Source organism: Pseudomonas sp. PDM26 (assembly GCF_019219185.1).
GTDB lineage: Bacteria > Pseudomonadota > Gammaproteobacteria > Pseudomonadales > Pseudomonadaceae > Aquipseudomonas.
This window is the reverse complement of sequence record NZ_JAHUWC010000006.1, coordinates 194222-211752: the sequence shown is the minus strand read 5'-3', so window position 1 is coordinate 211752 and position 17531 is coordinate 194222. Positions and strand designations below refer to the sequence as shown.

The window sequence follows — 17531 nt, the reverse complement described above, 5'->3', positions numbered from 1 at the left end:
GGCAAATTTAAACATTAGATTTTTTCTTGCGCCTGCGGACCAGGCCAACCATTACGCAAAGAACGGAAAGAGTTCCGGCCACGCTGCCATACACTAACTTACCTTGAATAAGAGAGTTTATTGCATCGATTGCTGAGATGACTGCCATAACAAACAATACAGCTGGCGACGGAAGCCTCCGATAATAGTCGGTATATTTTTTATTGCTCGCCCTAGCCTCCACAAGAACTTTCCGCGCCGGCCCAATTAGTTCTCGCAAGTTTTCCAGACTGCGTTGGTCATCCGCCAATACGTTGTTCGGTAGATTGTAGAGAGCATCCGATATTGACTCGATCAGTGCTGGATCGCTGCCGGCGGCACCGCGAATTCTAGCCAACCCTTCGTGCATCAGGTTAGCCGCTTCTGCACGCAGAAACGCACGTTCATCGCCATTCGTGAAGGCATTGTCAAATGCAGGGCGGTGGTAGGTTTCGACCGCTTCTTCGCCCCCCCATTTCCGAAGACATTGCTGGACCTGTAACTCAGTCGCCCCAGGCAGGCGAACAAAATACCCACTCTTCCGAGCTGCCGAACTCATATCTTCAAGTAATGTTTGATTGCTCAGGCTTCCGTCAAGCACTGCACTCAAGCAATTTTGGTCAATTACAACGGCAATAATGCCAGCCTCATTGAGATCATTGAAAAGCGATCGAATTGACACGTCTTTGCTCCAGGGGACTTTCGCAAAGAATCACAGATCGCTGCTTTGTCTATGACAGCTATTCGCCCCAGCAATCGGGCTAAACACGTTCTGATATTTCGGCAAACGCTCTTTTCCTAAGAGAACCTAAAGACCGGGCTTGCATATTTCGCAAGCGCGAGAGGATGGAGTCTGAATTCTCTCAGGTACTGCGCAATGTCAGTCTCAGATACTCCATGGAAGTACGCATTCCATTCCGGCATGTCCTCATCAGCTGACCTGCGGGCCGCAACTGATCTCGGCTTACCCGTAGGCGTGGTCGCCACACTACTTACCACTCGCCAGATCTTCCTTACCCTGCCAAAACACCTGAACGCCGGCGGGAAGCTGTTCGTGGATTCCGGTGCGTTTAGCGCTTTCCAGAAGCGTACAAGCATGGACTGGTTGAAGGTTTTTCAAACCTACGAGACGCTGATTAATCAGACTGTTCAGTCTGGGAATCTTTCTATCGTTGCTCCCGACGTTGTTGGCGACCAGGCCTCCACGCTTGAGCTTTGGGCTGAGCATGCCCAACGTGTGAGGCGCTGGATTGAGGCGGGAGCTCGCGTCATTGTCCCACTGCAAGTTGGCCGCCTTAACGCCGGGGATCTTCTTGAGGAAGCGTTCAAGCTCTTTGGCACCCGCAAAGTCTGCGCAGGGGTGCCTTCTAACCTGGCAGCGATGTCTGCGAACGATGCCGCTACCATCAGGCATGGCGACTTCCACATCCTGGGCCGGGTGGTGCTCACCCCTGATCTGGCCGAAAAGGTATCCGCGATCCTTCAATCAAATCCGGATGCGCTACTGACAGCCGACGCTAACTGGCTCCGTGCAAGAACCGCGCGCATTTCCACCCTCGCTCGTGATCTCCCCCGGTCCAACCTGCCCTTTGACTGCCGCCGCTCGAGAGCAATTAAGGAGTTGCTGGTAGCGGATGGGTACCACCTCCAAGCCCCTCAGTTCGGTTCAGCTCCTCGAGTGCGGTCAGCCTGTTGAGGGACCTCCCGATTGGATTTTTAGACGCTCAAAAAAAGCCGGCGCATAGCGCCGGCCTTCGTTTCTTCAGAAATACATTGGTCGCGATAGCTATTTCACGCAGCTGGTAGGCCGTCGGCTATAGTCCGCCCAGGCGGCTGGCCACCCGTCCTGATGGTTCGCATGGACAGTGGCGATCTCGACGCACAGCGTGCTACCCAGCTCGGACAGGTACGCCGAGGAAACTGCCCGCGGGACTACATCGTCCTGATCCCCAACCAGATGGCGCTGAGGAATAGTCCTGAGCTTGTCGGCATAGTTCGCGGGGTCAAGCGATCCAATCATCGGTGTCACACCATGCAGCTGCGCCCAGGCCGTCACGGCAATGTTTCCTGCGAGGGTTTGCACGGAGGTAACGTCGTCCCTTTGGCTCGCCAGGAGCAAGGCCACCGCTCCGCCACCGGAGTACCCCACCAGCTCGAAGCCCGTCGCGCGGTAGCGTGACTTTATGGTGTCCAGCGCTGACGACATGGATGCAATTACCTGGGGACTGAAGCGCTGATCGGTCCACGCCTTGGGATTGCAATGTTCGTTCGTGACAAACTGGCAGGGCCTGGCCAGATACACCGCACCGACAGGATCGGTAGCAGCAAGACTTGCTACAAGACGTTCATGGGGCGTTGGATCAGTGCTGGGCTGACTGGCCGTCGCCCAAGCATGGCCATCGCCTTCGATGTAAACCCTCAACACCTCGCTTTTCACCGCCTTAGGGAGCACCGCTTGAACTGGGTAGAACCCATCGGTGTAGAGCTCAGTCATTCGGCCGGCAGCATGGGCATCGCCTTCAAGCCGAGCAGTGTAGTTAACACAACCGGCACTCAGGGAGGCCCCAACCACTACGAGGCTGATCTGTGCATACAGTCGGAGTTCAGCGAAGGGCATCGGGGGTTCTCAGTTTCCAGTGATTCGAAATTCAATGGTACCTGAGGGTTTTGGTATGCAAGCTGGGCGCCCACTCCGAAAGTTACCCCATAATCAGGTACGCATTCCCACGATGGGAATGGAGAAATCCCTATAATTCAATGAGTTGGTAATTTTCTACAGCCAGCGACCCTCGCCTTCTGAGCGTTGCTTGTATTGCCTCACCGCTCGGCTTTCTCATCCAAAAAGTCGCGGATTCGGCTCCGCCGAATTCCAAATGGATGACTGCCTCAACTCGATGGGTCATTCCAGCGTTCTTGTAGATGCGATCAAATCGTTGCACCCGCGCCGTCGTCGAACCCAGGCCCGCGCGTGGACTGCACTCACCGTGTGGCACCATGTTGGCTGAGTCCTGCAACGGCTTGCCTCGAAACCCATCAGAAGAGTCTTCTGGCCATAGGCAATTACGGCGGGTTTGGGAGGTCCAGCGTTGCACGAGATCGAACACTGCCCTTATAGGGTGAACTGACAAACCTCTCTCGAGATTTGAAGCCCTGAATGTCTGTCCGGTGCCTGTAGCCGTTTTGGCCGGGCTGAAATTACTGAGGTCTGGCATGGCAGCATCCTGCTTGGCGATTTGTTCCATTCTGATGACCCAGTTGGTCATTGATCCGTCAATTTGCCCCAAGACCCAGGGCATTTATGAACACCATTAATTCTTGAAGAGTGCCGGCCCTTCCATGGTCAACGCTCCTACTCGATCCGTGCTGGTGCATTCTCCTTGGCCAGCAGTGCCGCTACGACTATCAGGTAAATTCCAGTACCCAAAAGCACAACAATGGCCGAGGTAACTGCCAGAAGGTTCAGGCTGATCAGCAAATCCAAATGGCCGGCCATCGCATACACACCAAGGTAAATCGCGTAGGCCAAAACCACCATCAACAGCAGTTTCAGGACAGTCAGGATTTTCGTTCCGGCGAGAGTGTGTGCCAGGTATAAGCCGGACATGATGACCAATGCGGCAACTAGGTACTCAAGGAAACCGGCTGCCATATACGTCACACCATCGAGGCCAGACTTAATCGCAAACAGCTGAATCAGGATGTAGAACGCGGAGCAGCAGATGATCGGTTTGATGTACTTCATGGGACGGACCCTCGACTCGTCTTTGACAGGTGAAAGGGTCGCGCATGTGTGTAGGGAAAAGGCGTCTATTCGCCCCAAAGCGAGGGTGCTAATGCCGGGGCCAGTCGCTCAGAGCAAACGAGCCCCTGAAGTATCAATCCAGAAAAAGCCTTCGACCAGACGCAGGAGTGGGATCTGGTGGCAGCAGGGTCGATGAGGGCATCACCGTCGCGGAGGGCATTGGCTGTGCCGATGGCTCCAAAACCAGTGGCGGGGGTGTATCAACCCGAACTGTAGGACGCTGGGATGCCTGCTCATCCCTCAACTGGGCAAAGGTGTCACTGCTTTCAGACACGGTCGGGGACCTGAGTTTGTCTGGGTCGAGCACCACCATTCTGAAGATGAACAGAACTACAATCCCAAACCCGACTCCAAAGAACCAACCAAGGGTGGATTTGGCAAGCTCGTCCGCCTCGGTGGGATTACGGGTGGCAATCGAGCTGAAATCCGTTAAGGATGCCACCCGACCACCAGTAGCCTGGTATGAGAACTTGATCTGCAACCTGTTCTGGTCGCCGTTCTGGGTGATATCGAGAACCTTGGCAGTATCCCCCGCCATTTTTTTGATCGCGTCCTGAGCGGTCATGGACTCACCTGTGACCATGCCACCCAGGAGCCCATTGAGACCACCATCGGGCACTCGGCACCGTATCTCCCCATCAATTGAACGAAATCGCCCCGGGCAAACTTTGAGTTCGCTTCCTGCCTCATTACTCCACTGATCCCCACGTAGATTCAGCGTCTTGACCGTCGTAATCTCTTGCTTTCCAGGCTGAGTCGAGGACGCGCCCTCCTCTGCAGCCGCTGTCCCAGCGCCGCTACCCAATGAAACCGCCAACAGAGCAACCGCGATCCGCAAGAAACGATCAATCAACACTTTCATCACTCCCACCAAACTGCACAGAGCAACCAAATTTTCCTTGCCTGTAAATGAACTCCTTCTCGAAGAGAATCGCAGCCGAACGGCTTTCGAATGGCCCAAACGAGTTGTTGTCGATCTGGACATTCCACTGACAGCGCCAGAGCCGAGTCCACGTCGCGGCTTTGGACTCATCACTTACCACCGCACGAAGCACCAGGAAGCAAACTCGTTGAAACCGCCCTGTAGGAAGGACACGGGAGACGCGTTTCTTGTCGAGCCCCGTTAATGTAAGGCCCGCAAAGTTGACCTCATCGGCAAACCCGGTAACGGTTCCATTGCGTATGACAATTCGCCTTTTATGAGTCATGAATGCCCCTCTCAGATCGGTCATCATCGGAGTCATCCTCCAAAAACAGACGCCTACCTACGGAAGGCCTAACGTTCCCTTCTGTTGTTGCGGGCAACAGGGATTCCTCGGGCAATACCCGCGCGACAGGCGCGATGGAAGCTATTTCCGGAGCAACAGCACTGCTGGTGGTTTCAACTTCCCCGGCTGCACCCGAATCGCCGAACACTCCAAACGAGCCGAACAGTCCCAACAAAAGGGCCAAAAATAGAAGAACTCCCCAGCCAGTTACCACCCAACCAATGAGTGCCGCGACTGCACAGATGGCGAAGATCCGTTGTGCGATGTTCATCAAAAAACTCCGTTGACCTTGCTGCCAGAATCCGTCTTCATCGACCCATAACCCCAGACCAACCTCGCGATCCAGCTGCAGTCGATGCTCAAGCTTTGCTTGGTAAGGTTCTGGGGTAAATCAGCCGATTAGGATGAGACGTGCTCTGCCTGAGCGTTTTCGCTCTGAAAGTCATATTCAGGTTTCCGTTCGACCTCCTGCAGTTCGAGCCCTTCGGGGCGCAGACGCTGCTCCAGTGTTTCGCAGGTCTTGCCGTGGAAGCCCTGGAAGTCGCCGTTGATACGGCCGCCCTTGATCGTGATAACGACTTTCTTCACCACACAACCTCCTCGGCAACAACCTCAAGCGTGCCATCGGCCTGGGTCATCACCGTCACGTTATAGTTTTCAGCTTTGAGTTGTTTTTCGTAGTGGTACGCCAGGTAGCGATCGACGATTTTGGTGCTGGTCTGGGCAGTCCAGGTCCCATAGGCCCCATAGTCTTCCTGGTACTGATTGAATACGCCGCCCTCAAGACGAAACCCGATGCGGCGTTGATTGTCATTGGGGTCCACCAGTACCAGGGAGTAGCGCTCATCGGTGTAGCCAATACCCACTCGATACAGCTTTTCCTGCTCACGAACTTCGCCGAGCCCAGACAGAGCTTTGACCAGCACATCCAGGTCCGTATAGGACACCGATACCTTTCCTTTGACGATATGACTCATTGGTATTTTCCTTGTTAGTCGACGTTGAGCTGCCGCCCCATCGTCGAGCCGGGGACTTGGTCGTAGGTGTTGGCTGGGTAGAAACCTTGCTCACCCAGGCGCCGGATGCTGTCGATATCGGCCTTGCGCGTTACGCTCGTTGGCGTGATATCTCCCAATGCCTCCAGCAAAATAGCCTGGCTCAGCGCTGTATCCTTGGCATTGGCGATGTACAAGGCATCAACCACTGCTTGTTCAATTTCAGCCCCGGTATAGCCTTCACTTCCCTCGATCAACGCCGGCAGATTGAACTCGGCGGGGTTGGCCTTGGCCTTGTTGATGTGAATTTGAAAGATCGAGGAGCGTTCCTCGATACTCGGTAGGTCAATGAAAAAGCACCGGTCCCATCGTCCTGCTCGCATCAGCTCAGGTGGTAGCTGACTCACGCGGTTGGCTGACGCCACGATGAAGATTTTGCCCTTTCGCTCTTGGAGCCAGTACAGGAAGGTACCGAGGAGACGCTTCGAAACTTCATGCTCCCCTTCGGAGCTACCAAAGAACTTTTCGATCTCATCGATCAGCACAACAACCGGCGCGATCTGCTCGACGGTCTGCAGCGCCCGTGTAAATTTGGCCTCAGTCTCGCCGAGGTATTTCGAGTAGAAGCGGCCCATATCCAGGCGGACCAACGTCGTGCCGAAGACGCCCGCAGCTGCTTTGGCCATAAGCGTTTTACCGCCGCCAGGCACACCGGCCAAAAGCAGGCCTTTGACTGGAAGATTCTTTTCCCAGCCAGCCTTACGGATGTTAAGAAAGTCCTTGAGCGGTCCCAGTCCACCTACCGTGTCGATGGCCACTGGTTCCAGTACATCCAGCCCCACATCACGCAGGATGTGATTCTTCTCCCGGCGGATTTCACCAAGGTATTCATGCCCTTTACGCTTCAGATAGGCCGAGTAGATGAACACGTTACGCATTTGGCTGTGAGACAGTCCCATCGCGTGGTTCGCGATAATCGCGCGTTCTGGCCCACTGAAGATCGTCGGCATCTTCACTGCCCGGCCGACCAGACTTTCGCTCGCAAACTGAACGTCCCGCTCAGCACTTAGGAGTACGTCAACGACCTCCTGTTGATCCATCGGCGGGAGGTCGATGTGGTAAACAAACTCCTCCGATAGCGTATCTCGGCCGGCGATAACGTAAGTCACCCCCAGCTCCTCGATTGTGGTTAAGGACGCTTTCAGACTCGGCAGGTTTTCAGGATTGGACTTACTGCGGTCAAAAAAGTACTGGTCAAAAATCACCAGACCTCGTCCGCCTTTTTCAGCCTTGCCGGCCAGGCTCTTAATGTAATCGGGTGAAGGCACCTGCTTGAAGGGCATGGTTTCAAACGCCTTTTTTCGCTCCTTCGCTGCCGCCACGACGACTTGAACAGCCCGGCTCATCTCAAACGTGTTGATGGCCACCACGGGGAACGCGAGCATTAGCGGGATGCTGATGCGATCGTTGTTGGTGTCAGGTACAGACATCAATCTCATCTCCTGATGAAAAATCTATGGGTTCAGTCTTTCACGAGGCCATGGCCAACTGGGGCTTCATCTGAACCGGAAACTGGGGCAAACCACGCTTGCACTGGGTGGGCTCGCTCCTGCCAAGAGATGAGCCCGGGAAGGCATTGCGAGCATGCCACCCATCTCAGAAATGCAAGCTTGTGCAGGGGGTGCCCATGACTGGAGGGGCATCAGGAGAAGAGGTGTTGCTGCAGGAGGGAGTCGGCCACTAAGACGCACGGGTGTTTGCTTAAGCTGGGCCAGACGCACATCTCCTGACCAGAATCGCCGGGAGGGTTTATCGATCAACTTGGATTCAGAGAATTAAAACTGTCGCAGGAGGGCCATGAATTTCGCGGTCTTCAGCCTCATTGAGAGGAAGCGCAAAACTGTCGCGATCGCCCAAAACGCCGGTTTGGGCAGATGCGCTAGAGAATAAAAGCTGACGCAGCAACCACTTTCAGATCACCTCAGATTGACAACCCGTATGAGTGGGACTAACACCAGTAGAGCAAGCGGTTCATCATGAACCGACTCGACAATCGATCGTCCAGCGATTTATCGGTGGTTTGCTGTCCCGAGCGTGGATGACATTGCTCAAAGGGGATAGCTATGCGTGTGATTAAGCTCAATGGCCGTCGGCAGCGCCTGGCCGCCGGAATCGCCTCATTTCTCCTTTCATCATCGGCCATGGCATGTGGTGGTGTCTTGGACGTTGCCTGCAACTTGCAGAATGGCGGCATGAGCCCTGAGAACTTGGGTAGACAAGGTGAAATCATCGTCCAGGATGCAGGTAATACTGTTCAGAAGGCCGGTCAGGATGTCGCGAATGCCGTGAACGAACTACAAGCCAACTTATTGACTGGTCCGATCCTAGAGCAAGCCATACGGGCTTCGCGGGACACGGCAATCAATGGCTCTGTTCCTATACCGGACTCCATCCGGCGGCAGCTGACAGGGTACGCGTCGGAGGATTCCATGAATCAGGCCAGATACAAGATCGGGGATAATGGGTTTGTGAACTTAGCCCGCCTTCTTGAACAGGGTGGCGCTGCACAGGCAGTCACCTTGATTGACGTCATAGTGTTCAGAGATCCAACAGGCGCTGCTGACCCTTCGTTATGGGCACATGAGCTAGCACATGTTGATCAGTACAGTCGCTGGGGTGTCACCAGTTTTGCCGTGCGGTATGCCCGTAATGCCAACAGCGTTGAGGACGAAGCTTACGATAAAGGGGATGGCTTCTTCGCTTGGGCCCAGCAGGTGCGCCCAGGCCAAGTGGTGACTGCCACGGTGTCCTCACCTACGATACCTCTCCCCGTGCCTAATCCGATGCCAATGCCCGTCGGCCTGATGCGTGGCGCGGTAACCCAGCCTTGCGGTTGCTGGGGCCCTACGACTGGCGTTAACCCAAACTCAAACTGCGCCAGCGGCACAAACATAGCGGTGGCATGCTCAGGCTTCTGCTACGCAGGTGGTAGACCTTACGGATGGGTTTGCCAATGAAACGAAATTAGAGAAATAGAACTGTCGCAAGAAAACCGCGCGGAGGTGCAAGCGCAGGCTTGTGACCGTGTCCGGCGCTACGGGAGCATGGGCAATAGCACCACGCGGTACGCATTGGACCGGGTGCCTGGCAACGCCTCCGGTGCGACAGACTGCCGGCGTGGCCATCCAAAAAACCGCTGATCAAATGCGGCAGCACCGGAAGGTGCCGGTGGAATAATGTGTGTATACCCCATCATCTGTGGCTGGGTGCGCAGCTTTTAAAGGTCTGCGACAGTTTTAATTCTCTAAAACCAAACTCGCGGTGTGATCCATCGAGCCCTCGCCTTTTTTACCCCATAGTTAGGTAAGACGCACCTGGCGGACGTCTATGACGAGCCTTTCGATAGTAACGAGCTCTAAACCTACTTTTTGCCCTATAGAACTGACTTAGGGGTAAAACTCAATCGTGTAACCGAGATCAGTCCAAATGCAGCTTCCGCCCCACCCTCCCTGGTTGGTCCGGTTGAGTCGGCAGTAAGGGTTCAGTCTTGGTTATCGCAACCTGGTCGGCCCCCCCTGAGGTCTGCTGAAGGCCATCCACGGAGGACGGTATCGATGCTGGTATGTCAGCGCTCACTTCCTGTTCTACAGATTGCTCTGAGCCTCCTGAGATACATAGGTGGGATATGCCCCATAACAGAAACGCTGCGAGCATGAGCGAAGGCAGGAAGCTCGCATATGCGTCGAGGCTGTCGGTCATTTTACTGAGGCTAGGTTCAGCTGCGAGCGTAATCGCCGGGAAGATCGCGAGTGCTAATAGGAATGCAATCCCACAATGTTTACCGCGCATGAGGCATCTCCGAGTAGTGATGCCCCATTCTCCAATCAGCCCCAGTTGCCAGGGCTCTAATTGGGCCTCCGTACAGGGGCGAACCTGACAACCTCCCTCGCACAAGACAATGCGGTTGGAAGGTGCGTCTCGCGTTTACCGTACCGCTTAACTGATGCTCACATCAGGCAGTTACGCAGAGACTTTTTCAGGGTCACTACTTGGAACCTGAGCGGCGATAGATTCCTTCAGGTTGTCCCTGACATAGGCAATCGCTTCCTGCGCAACGGCTGGCCGAGCCTCCAGCCAGAAGCCAACTGCCGACGGGCTTCTCTGAGGGTTGTCCTGGCATTGGGAGCCACGAAGCAATAACGAAACATCCCCTTGCAGGGAATACCAACTGTAATTTTGCTTTTCCACATCCACCCAGTAACTCGCGCTGGGCACTTGGAACATCAACTCCAGGACTTTTAGCACCACACAGGCCAAAGGGTCGGTCGATACCTGCAGGTGACTCATCAACGGCCCCAGAGTACGCAGACGCTCGATGCGGACACGATTACCCCAACTGATCAGGCCGGGCGTACGCCCCTGTAGCTTGGGGAGGTCAATCTTATGGAAGCCTTTGCCCCGAAAGGCTAGCCAATCGGTAACTTTCTTACCGCACGCCCCGCACAAAGTAGCGCGGGCGTAGTTCAAATCGCTGCGCAGACCACTTTTATTCCTGTAGTGGAACGTGAACACATCGGTGTGAGCGCACACGCGTTTTGACGGAGCGCCATGATGATTCGAGGCCATAGGTTCACCACTGATTACGATAGTGAATCCAGTGTCACTCAACTTTTTAAAGTGCAAGGGGGGCGTTTTATTGTCTTGAATCACACTGAGGGGGGCACAGCCAGCAACTTTGCGATACCACCCAAGCCCCTGAGGCGGTCCTCAATGAGCCGATTCCTTGCACGAAAAAAAACCCGCCGAAGCGGGTTTTTCTCTTTGAGCTGGCCGCTAGAAATCGTATCGAACCCGACCAAGCACCGTTTGGCCGTCGAAGTCAGTTTTGGTTTGGTAGGTGTAGCTTGCACCCACGGTTACCGCACCGATTTTGTAGTTGGCGCCAAGGGTTGCTTCGTAACTGTCACGGACCGGCGAAGCACCCGAGGTGACAAATGGGCTACCGCCCAGGACGAAAGCGGAAGTCGAGGACACTTTGTCACCGATGAAGTCGTGCCAAGCCATCACGGTAGCCTCTGGTTCGAGGCTCCCCATACCCAGTGGGAAGTCACCGGCAACGCGAACCCCAGCACCTACCTCACCAACCTCAAAGCGCTGACCACCGACTTGCAGGGAGGCCGAGGAGCCGTGCTCTTTGAAGCCGTCAATCTTCACATTGGTGTAGCGGGCACCGGCGCGAGGCTCGACAACCAGATTGTCAAAGCGGAAGTCGTAACCGCCCAGGACACTTGCACCCAGCAGGTCAGAGTCATAGCTACCCTTGGCCTGAGTCCCCACGACGAAGCGCTTGGAATCGTTGTCGTTCTTACCGGCAGTCATGCTCCCGTCCACAAACCAGTTGCCAAGCTCGTAGCTGCCATAGAGGGTGAATGCGGTGCCCTGCACCTCAGTCTTATCGCCGCTGTCGCTGGTCACGTTGGTGTTCAGGTAGCTGAACGCGGCACCGATAGTGGTTTGATCATTGATCTTGCCGTCGGCGCCAATCGCAACACCAGCACTGTTGGACTGAAAGCCATCAACACCACCTCGGCTATTCTGGTCCGAGTTATTGGACAGCGCCTGAGCCCAGATACCGGTTTCCTTCAGCACATCACCCGACGACAGGCCGGTGCGCAAACTGCTCACACGATTGCTTACTGCCCCGCCAACAATGGTTTGCCCAGAGAGCGCAGCCGCAGTGCTCCCACCGTTAACTTCAGGGGTCAACTGCTTGGCGATCTTGAGGACTTCCTCACGAGTTTGTGCATTGCTCAACGCCTGGAAAACCGGGTCGGTCGGCTGCAACTGGCCGAGGATGCTGTTTTTCATTGCCAGAATGGCGCCAGTGGTGCCATTGAAAACGGTGCCGTTGTCACTGTTGCCGGTATCGCCGCCGGTATTGCCGCCGGTACCGCCGCTGCCGGTCTCACCACCGGTGCCGCCATTGCCGGTCTCACCACCGGTACCGCCATTGCCGGTCTCACCACCGGTACCGCCATTGCCGGTCTCAGCACCGGTACCGCCATTGCCGGTCTCACCACCGGTACCGCCATTGCCGGTCTCACCACCGGTACCGCCATTGCCGGTCTCACCACCGGTGCCGCCATTGCCGGTCTCACCACCGGTACCGCCATTGCCGGTCTCACCACCGGTGCTGCCATTGCCGCCGCCGCTCGGTTCTTCGATATCACCGATTTCATCGTCGGTCTTTGCCCGAACGACTGCTTTAACAGTCGTACCATCGACGGCAAATTGTTTGACGTTCAACAGATAGGAGCTGCTGGACACGGCCACGCCGTTATCGGCGATAGAACCTGCTTTCACCAGGACATATTCAACGCCGTCTTTCGTAGGTGTGAAGTCGAACGGTTTGGCCGAAACCGTCACCGCCGAACCCTTATCAAACGTTGCTTTGCCAGAGACATCCAGGAAGGCTGTGTTCGGGTCGGTGGCATCGGCGAGCATCAGATCCATGGCAGATCCACCGGCAAGGTGCAGATCACCCTTCAAGCTGCTTTGGGACGTCCGCAGATATAGGTGAGCATTCTCGCGAATGTTCATCGAGCCGGCCGCGATGTTCTTTGCTGTGACAATACCGGAAGTGTCCTGCAGGACATTCAATTGGCTAAGACCCAGCACGTCACCAGTTACCGACCCGCCCCCCAAGTTCAGGGTTGTGTGATCGCCACCGTCGATGGCCGCGATATTGCCCAGAATTGTGCCTCGGCCGCCATTGTTGATTACCAAATCAGACGCGCCGGTGTTGAGAATGCCAACGCCCGAAGAGGAGATAATTGAAGTGTTTTGAATGACAGCGGCACCAAGTTTACCGTCGTCGTATCCCTGAACGTTGTCGACATAGATAGCAGTCACACCCCGGTCTGGGACGCCTTGTGCGCCTACGGCGTTAATCACACCGGAGTTGACCAGCGGCCCAAATTTCGAATTTTGGAGCACAACCCCTCGGGCGCCCGAACCGTTTGCGTTAAGGGTACCTGAGTTGGCAATACCGCCTTTTACATCTGCCCCTGCCAATTTAAGGGCAATGGACTGTTCTCCGCTGACCGAAATCACTCGGCTGTTGGTTACCGAGCCACCGATCTGGTGCTGGCCGTCATCGACGATCCCCAGTCCCACAACGGTGTGACCGCTGCCGAAAATTGAGTTGGTGTTTTCAATGTTGCCTTCGATATCCGAGTTCTTCACCAGAATCCCGTAAGTGGCCGGGGTACCTACAGGAAAGATGCGACCTGATGCATTGATAGTACCTGCGTTCGACAAGGAACCGCTGACGGTGCTCATGTCGAGCAACATCCCGATGCTGTTTGCACCGTTGGTTTGGATTTGCCCGGCATTGTGCACATCGCCATCAACGATCGCATGATCCAACGCGAACGAGACACCACCGTCGGCAAGAGCCCGCAAGTTACCCTGGTTGGTGATGGATTTTGTGTCGGTGCCGTTGACTTCGAGTAGGCGCAGCGGACGGCCACTGATGTCGACAAGCGTCAAACCACCGGTGACAGTCAGGTCTTCAGCGATACTGGTATTCCACACTTTAGGTCCGGCATTGACCGCATAGTTTTCTGCATTGGCGAAGCTGGCCGAGGTCGCTACTGCGATTGCCAGCAAGGAGAGTGGAAGCGAGATACGATTCATGTGAGTCCTTGAATATGCTTTGTTTTTTCACGCTGGAATGCGTGGGAGCAAATTCAGAGTACCGACGCTTCGTAAACTGCAACCCCCCAATTCGACCCAATTCTAGAACCATCTGCCACGCCTAATTGGCTGGCCAATTCAACTACCGCAAGAACACGCAGTGCGCGAAGCGGACATCATCCATGAGGCAATCCGAAGCAAAACTGCGTAGCCAGGACACTCAACGACTCCCATAGCAACAACCGGTACCCCAAGCTAGAATCGGGGCCTCAGGCATTCCAATCCCTTTGCAGCGCACGCTCTTGCAATCGGTGATTACTGCCTTACTTTCGCCTGACCAGGCCGGAGATGCTTAAGCAGTCCTAACCCATGAACCACATCAAACTACTCGCCATATTCGCCTTGGCAACCATCCTAAGTGCTTGCCAATCGGGAGAAGATGATGCACTTGTTGTGCTCGATCAGCATGACAGGGCGACCATCTCGTCCTCCGTCAGTGACGAGCCAGTCATGTTTTTTGGTACATACAAAATTGAGCAAACGAACCATGGCCATTTTGTTGTGATTACGGCGCAGTGCGGTACCTTGAGGTTCATCTATCAGCGCACCCAGGGTTTGCGCATATTGGAGGACGAGGTGACCAACGAGTCAGCCTATCTGTGCGGTCTAGGCACGCAGGCAAGTAGTAAAGTTTGGCATTTGGCCTTGAAGCCTTTGACTGGCCCATCCATGATGCCACCAAGCGACTGGCCTAATTAGCTCGGCGATTCCCCAGGTCAAATTACTAAAGCAGGCAACCAAAATCTGGATGCAGTCCTGTATTGGCACAAAAACAAGAGATATAGATGAACGTTAGAAAAAATATTGAAATTGAATATTTGCGCGGGATCGCCATCGTTATGACGGTGGTGACGCATTCAAATCAGCTCTTGCCTTTCCATGCAGGATTCATGGAAAAGTTTTTTAACATCTATTCTCCCTGGACAGGAGTAGATTTGTTTTTTTGCATATCGGGGTACGTCGTCAGCAAGGCATACCTTGACTACTTCGATAGAAGTAATGCGCAAGGAAAATTCGGAATTGCAGCGGCATCCTTCTGGATCAGACGTGCTTACCGTCTTCTTCCTACTGCATGGCTATGGGTGCTTATCCCTCTCGTCTTTTCGATATTTTACAATCAATCGAATGCGTTCGAGTCCTGGTTTTACAATCTACGCAGCTTCACAGCCATTGCTACATTTACCGGCAACCTCGCGAACCAATACGGCTTACTTCTAGGCCCTAACTCTGTTTATTGGAGCCTGGCGCTTGAGGAGCAGTTCTACTTCGTTTTCCCTCTTTTTCTGCTATTGATAACTTCCACTCGATGGCGAGTAATAGCCCTGATCGCGCTAATAGCTGCCCAGTTTAGTTTAGATCGACAAGCCTTCAGCACTCCTCTCGCAGGCATGCTTTTCTCATTTCGCCTGGATGCCATGATGTGGGGGATTCTGTTGTGTTTGTTTACGCGCACGACTTTGTACAGGGAACTTGAGCCCACTGCACTCGGCACCAGTCTACTCAAGCGATTTACTTTGACCGCGTTTCTGCTTTACATGCTTGGTGCTATTGCCGGCCAACTAATGGCGATCCCCATAGCCGTAGGTCTGATTGCAATAAACGCTTTGATCCTAGTTTGGCTTGCGAGCTACCAAAAAGGCTACATTTACTGCCCATCGATGCTGAGCAACCTACTTCAATGGCTGGGTTCGCGCTCCTACGCTCTATATGTCATCCATATGTTTGCGTACCACTTAAGTACGGAAATTTGGAGCCGGGCAGCCCTGAAAGAAGGGCTGACGCTTGCCCAAGGCTACACCACTGAACTTTTGCTCACATCAGTAATCATTATGATAGTGCTCAGCGAATTGAACTACAGGTTTGTCGAGGTTCCATTGCGTCGGAAAGGTGCCGAGATAGCGCGTCAGAAGATGGAGAGCGTTTTCGACGATGGTGTGGCCAGCAACCACCAGGTAAAGACAAGGACACAACTGAAAGAATTTTCATAATCAGAAAAGTTAACGAATTATTGAAAAACGACTAATGAAATAGTCGAAAACTGGTGACCAATTAAATCCCGCTTCGGCGGGATTTATTGTTTTTTACGTATTTGTTCTGATTGCGAATGCGGGAAACGCAATATTGAGAATCGCAGCGTTGGGCTGTTTTCAGACCGTCGGGAGAAGCAGAAAACGACACAATTCAGCCGTAGGCTGAAAAGTCGGACAATAGCGCTAAGTAATTCGGCGGAGACTCATGATTCATAACGGCAGCGTCCAACAACTGCCGCAACCTTTTCGACCAGACCTATGAATTTTTACTGGTGAGGGAGGTATAACTCTCGATTTTTATAGCCGCCCAATTTGCAAGGGCTGCACGAATCAACTTAATACATTCGCGGTACCGGTGTTCGGACATTCTCTTTGAGCTTCCACTATAGATATTTAAGCGTCTCGTCTGTTCAAATTCGCCAAATGGAAACTCTCCAGAGTGGAAGTGTGCCGACCTAACAGAACGATGCATAAAATTCAGTAAGTGATCGATGTCGTGCGTTGGCATTGCGTAGTGGCGCACAAATGAACTTGGGTCTCTAAACTCGACCTCGGCTTTACACAGCGCGTCGATAGCAGCAACTAAATAGGATAGCTTCACCGTGGGTAGATATTTGCCTGCGTTCAGCGCTAGCTGATAGAGAAAGGCGCAATTATCGAATGCTGTTGCGGTGCGACTGTCGGAATTATCAATGGCACTTATTAACCTTCTGGTTTCAACGGGGAATTTAATTGTTCCCCCAAAATATGGAATCCTGTAATGCATTGAGTGTTCAAATTTTCCTAGCTTACAGATATCTCCCTTGCGCGGTAGTTCTGCCAGCAGCGGTCCATTATATCGATAACCAAGCTGTCTTCGCTCACAAGGCGACTCATGATCTTCAGGTATTGTCCATCGATGCTCACTTGAAGGGCTATATATTCCGACGTTCAAAATTAACGAAAGTCGGGCAGCAATGAGATTCGCGCGATTATTGGCAATCACGATTGCGCCATGAACGTCAATGGCTTCGACATTCATATCTATAGAGATGTAGCGCTCGGAACTTGCAAACTGAGGGTTTGGGTCTTCTGGATCTACCGGGGCTATCCGGATATTACTACCAAGCCAGTATTCACCATCGAGATGCTCACCAATATAACAAAACCAAACCCTTCTGAAGAATGGTTTCTTTTTGGCTCCCAAAGCGTTACCGAGCGACTCTATTATCAATGTGTTGGCAAGCTTTTCTGTTGCTTCAGAATCAGGACTCTCATATTCGATACTTTTTAAGTTGTCATCGTCGGCTGCAATTATTCTAATGTGAAGGGTACCAGATCCTTCTTGGAGTTTTACGTTGAGTGCAGTTTCGTCGACATAGTCGCCATTCTCATCATAGTGATTACTTCCTCCTGAAGAGTCACTGTACTGTCCTAGCGCTGCATCTAGATACTCCAAGAACAATCTCTGTTTTGCTGGGTCTTCAATATTGGAAAGTGAGATTGTATTTTTAAATGATTGGCGCATTTGTTGCTCCTGCATACTCACCCTCTCTTTTTCTGGCGGGGCAGCATAACGAACGGTTTCGTAACGCTCATTGCCACAATGCTCAAATCATAGAGTACCGTCGAAATCGTCGATATTGTGATTATTTCTCCTGGGCAGCCGTATCATGAGACC

General features: G+C 53.5%; 17 protein-coding genes. 4 read left to right on the top strand and 13 right to left on the bottom strand.

Going from position 1 to position 17531, the window contains the following annotated elements:
• Nucleotides 1–7: 7 nt before the first annotated feature.
• The gene (locus KW849_RS14255) at nt 8–700 is read right to left on the bottom strand and encodes a hypothetical protein (protein ID WP_218429952.1); all 693 of its coding nucleotides are present in this window, start codon (nt 698–700) and stop codon (nt 8–10) included.
• A 195-nt stretch (nt 701–895) separates the two neighbouring features.
• Here KW849_RS14255 and KW849_RS14250 point away from each other — a divergent pair, with 195 nt between their 5' ends.
• A complete protein-coding gene (locus KW849_RS14250) occupies nt 896–1714 on the top strand; it encodes an SIR2 family protein (RefSeq protein WP_256357223.1) in 819 nt (272 codons plus the stop codon).
• Between the two features lie 90 nt (nt 1715–1804).
• Here KW849_RS14250 and KW849_RS14245 read toward each other — a convergent pair whose 3' ends face one another.
• From KW849_RS14245 to KW849_RS14205, 9 genes are all read right to left on the bottom strand, one after another.
• The gene (locus KW849_RS14245; protein ID WP_218429951.1) at nt 1805–2512 is read right to left on the bottom strand and encodes an alpha/beta hydrolase; all 708 of its coding nucleotides are present in this window, start codon (nt 2510–2512) and stop codon (nt 1805–1807) included.
• Between the two features lie 253 nt (nt 2513–2765).
• A complete protein-coding gene (locus KW849_RS14240; protein WP_218429950.1) occupies nt 2766–3281 on the bottom strand; it encodes a hypothetical protein in 516 nt (171 codons plus the stop codon).
• An 86-nt stretch (nt 3282–3367) separates the two neighbouring features.
• Complete coding sequence (locus tag KW849_RS14235) at nt 3368–3760, bottom strand: hypothetical protein (RefSeq protein WP_218429949.1); 393 nt, start codon at nt 3758–3760, stop codon at nt 3368–3370.
• Nucleotides 3761–3893: 133 nt separating this feature from the next.
• A complete protein-coding gene (locus tag KW849_RS14230; protein ID WP_218429948.1) occupies nt 3894–4682 on the bottom strand; it encodes a hypothetical protein in 789 nt (262 codons plus the stop codon).
• Nucleotides 4666–5055 carry a hypothetical protein gene (locus tag KW849_RS14225; RefSeq protein WP_256357222.1) on the bottom strand — a complete coding sequence of 130 codons (390 nt, stop codon included), beginning with the start codon at nt 5053–5055 and terminating at the stop codon, nt 4666–4668. Before KW849_RS14225 ends, KW849_RS14230 begins: the two co-directional genes overlap by 17 nt.
• Nucleotides 5018–5359 (bottom strand): hypothetical protein, encoded by a 342-nt coding sequence (locus KW849_RS14220; protein WP_218429947.1) that lies wholly within the window; start codon nt 5357–5359, stop codon nt 5018–5020. The genes KW849_RS14225 and KW849_RS14220 overlap by 38 nt, the downstream gene beginning before the upstream one ends.
• Nucleotides 5360–5487: 128 nt before the next feature.
• Nucleotides 5488–5676, bottom strand: coding sequence for a hypothetical protein (locus KW849_RS14215; RefSeq protein WP_218429946.1), 189 nt, complete (start codon nt 5674–5676; stop codon nt 5488–5490).
• Complete coding sequence (locus tag KW849_RS14210; protein WP_218429945.1) at nt 5673–6065, bottom strand: hypothetical protein; 393 nt, start codon at nt 6063–6065, stop codon at nt 5673–5675. The genes KW849_RS14215 and KW849_RS14210 overlap by 4 nt, the downstream gene beginning before the upstream one ends.
• Before the next feature lie 14 nt (nt 6066–6079).
• Nucleotides 6080–7573: an AAA family ATPase gene (locus tag KW849_RS14205; RefSeq protein WP_218429944.1), complete on the bottom strand. Its 1494-nt coding sequence runs from the start codon at nt 7571–7573 to the stop codon at nt 6080–6082.
• Nucleotides 7574–8206: 633 nt separating this feature from the next.
• Between KW849_RS14205 and KW849_RS14200 the strand changes: the two genes are divergently transcribed.
• Nucleotides 8207–9100, top strand: a complete 894-nt coding sequence (locus tag KW849_RS14200; protein WP_218429943.1) for a DUF4157 domain-containing protein — start codon at nt 8207–8209, stop codon at nt 9098–9100.
• 1003 nt (nt 9101–10103) lie between these two features.
• On the opposite strand, the gene KW849_RS14195 is transcribed toward KW849_RS14200, so the two are convergent.
• Both KW849_RS14195 and KW849_RS14190 read right to left on the bottom strand, forming a co-directional pair.
• Entirely contained in the window at nt 10104–10709 is a 606-nt protein-coding gene (locus tag KW849_RS14195; RefSeq protein WP_218429942.1) for a hypothetical protein, read from the bottom strand.
• Nucleotides 10710–10916: 207 nt separating this feature from the next.
• Nucleotides 10917–13781 (bottom strand): autotransporter outer membrane beta-barrel domain-containing protein, encoded by a 2865-nt coding sequence (locus tag KW849_RS14190; RefSeq protein ID WP_218429941.1) that lies wholly within the window; start codon nt 13779–13781, stop codon nt 10917–10919.
• A gap of 369 nt (nt 13782–14150) precedes the next feature.
• Here KW849_RS14190 and KW849_RS14185 point away from each other — a divergent pair, with 369 nt between their 5' ends.
• Together KW849_RS14185 and KW849_RS14180 are read left to right on the top strand one after the other, a co-directional pair.
• The gene (locus tag KW849_RS14185; protein ID WP_218429940.1) at nt 14151–14540 is read left to right on the top strand and encodes a hypothetical protein; all 390 of its coding nucleotides are present in this window, start codon (nt 14151–14153) and stop codon (nt 14538–14540) included.
• A gap of 86 nt (nt 14541–14626) precedes the next feature.
• Complete coding sequence (locus tag KW849_RS14180) at nt 14627–15829, top strand: acyltransferase (RefSeq protein ID WP_218429939.1); 1203 nt, start codon at nt 14627–14629, stop codon at nt 15827–15829.
• A 298-nt stretch (nt 15830–16127) separates the two neighbouring features.
• Here KW849_RS14180 and KW849_RS14175 read toward each other — a convergent pair whose 3' ends face one another.
• On the bottom strand, nt 16128–17378 hold the full coding sequence (locus KW849_RS14175) for a hypothetical protein (protein WP_218429938.1): 1251 nt from the start codon (nt 17376–17378) through the stop codon (nt 16128–16130).
• Between the last annotated feature and the right edge of the window lie 153 nt (nt 17379–17531).

Excerpts from the sequence above, each read along its gene's own strand:
- KW849_RS14190 (WP_218429941.1), bottom strand. The coding sequence starts at position 13,781 with ATGAATCGTATCTCGCTTCCACTCTCCTTGCTGGCAATCGCAGTAGCG.
- KW849_RS14195 (WP_218429942.1), bottom strand. The coding sequence starts at position 10,709 with ATGGCCTCGAATCATCATGGCGCTCCGTCAAAACGCGTGTGCGCTCAC.
- KW849_RS14180 (WP_218429939.1), top strand. The coding sequence starts at position 14,627 with ATGAACGTTAGAAAAAATATTGAAATTGAATATTTGCGCGGGATCGCC.
- KW849_RS14185 (WP_218429940.1), top strand. The coding sequence starts at position 14,151 with ATGAACCACATCAAACTACTCGCCATATTCGCCTTGGCAACCATCCTA.
- KW849_RS14240 (WP_218429950.1), bottom strand. The coding sequence starts at position 3,281 with ATGACCAACTGGGTCATCAGAATGGAACAAATCGCCAAGCAGGATGCT.
- KW849_RS14210 (WP_218429945.1), bottom strand. The coding sequence starts at position 6,065 with ATGAGTCATATCGTCAAAGGAAAGGTATCGGTGTCCTATACGGACCTG.
- KW849_RS14250 (WP_256357223.1), top strand. The coding sequence starts at position 896 with ATGTCAGTCTCAGATACTCCATGGAAGTACGCATTCCATTCCGGCATG.
- KW849_RS14245 (WP_218429951.1), bottom strand. The coding sequence starts at position 2,512 with ATGACTGAGCTCTACACCGATGGGTTCTACCCAGTTCAAGCGGTGCTC.
- KW849_RS14200 (WP_218429943.1), top strand. The coding sequence starts at position 8,207 with ATGCGTGTGATTAAGCTCAATGGCCGTCGGCAGCGCCTGGCCGCCGGA.
- KW849_RS14175 (WP_218429938.1), bottom strand. The coding sequence starts at position 17,378 with ATGCGCCAATCATTTAAAAATACAATCTCACTTTCCAATATTGAAGAC.
- KW849_RS14225 (WP_256357222.1), bottom strand. The coding sequence starts at position 5,055 with ATGATGACCGATCTGAGAGGGGCATTCATGACTCATAAAAGGCGAATT.
- KW849_RS14230 (WP_218429948.1), bottom strand. The coding sequence starts at position 4,682 with ATGAAAGTGTTGATTGATCGTTTCTTGCGGATCGCGGTTGCTCTGTTG.
- KW849_RS14235 (WP_218429949.1), bottom strand. The coding sequence starts at position 3,760 with ATGAAGTACATCAAACCGATCATCTGCTGCTCCGCGTTCTACATCCTG.
- KW849_RS14220 (WP_218429947.1), bottom strand. The coding sequence starts at position 5,359 with ATGAACATCGCACAACGGATCTTCGCCATCTGTGCAGTCGCGGCACTC.
- KW849_RS14205 (WP_218429944.1), bottom strand. The coding sequence starts at position 7,573 with ATGTCTGTACCTGACACCAACAACGATCGCATCAGCATCCCGCTAATG.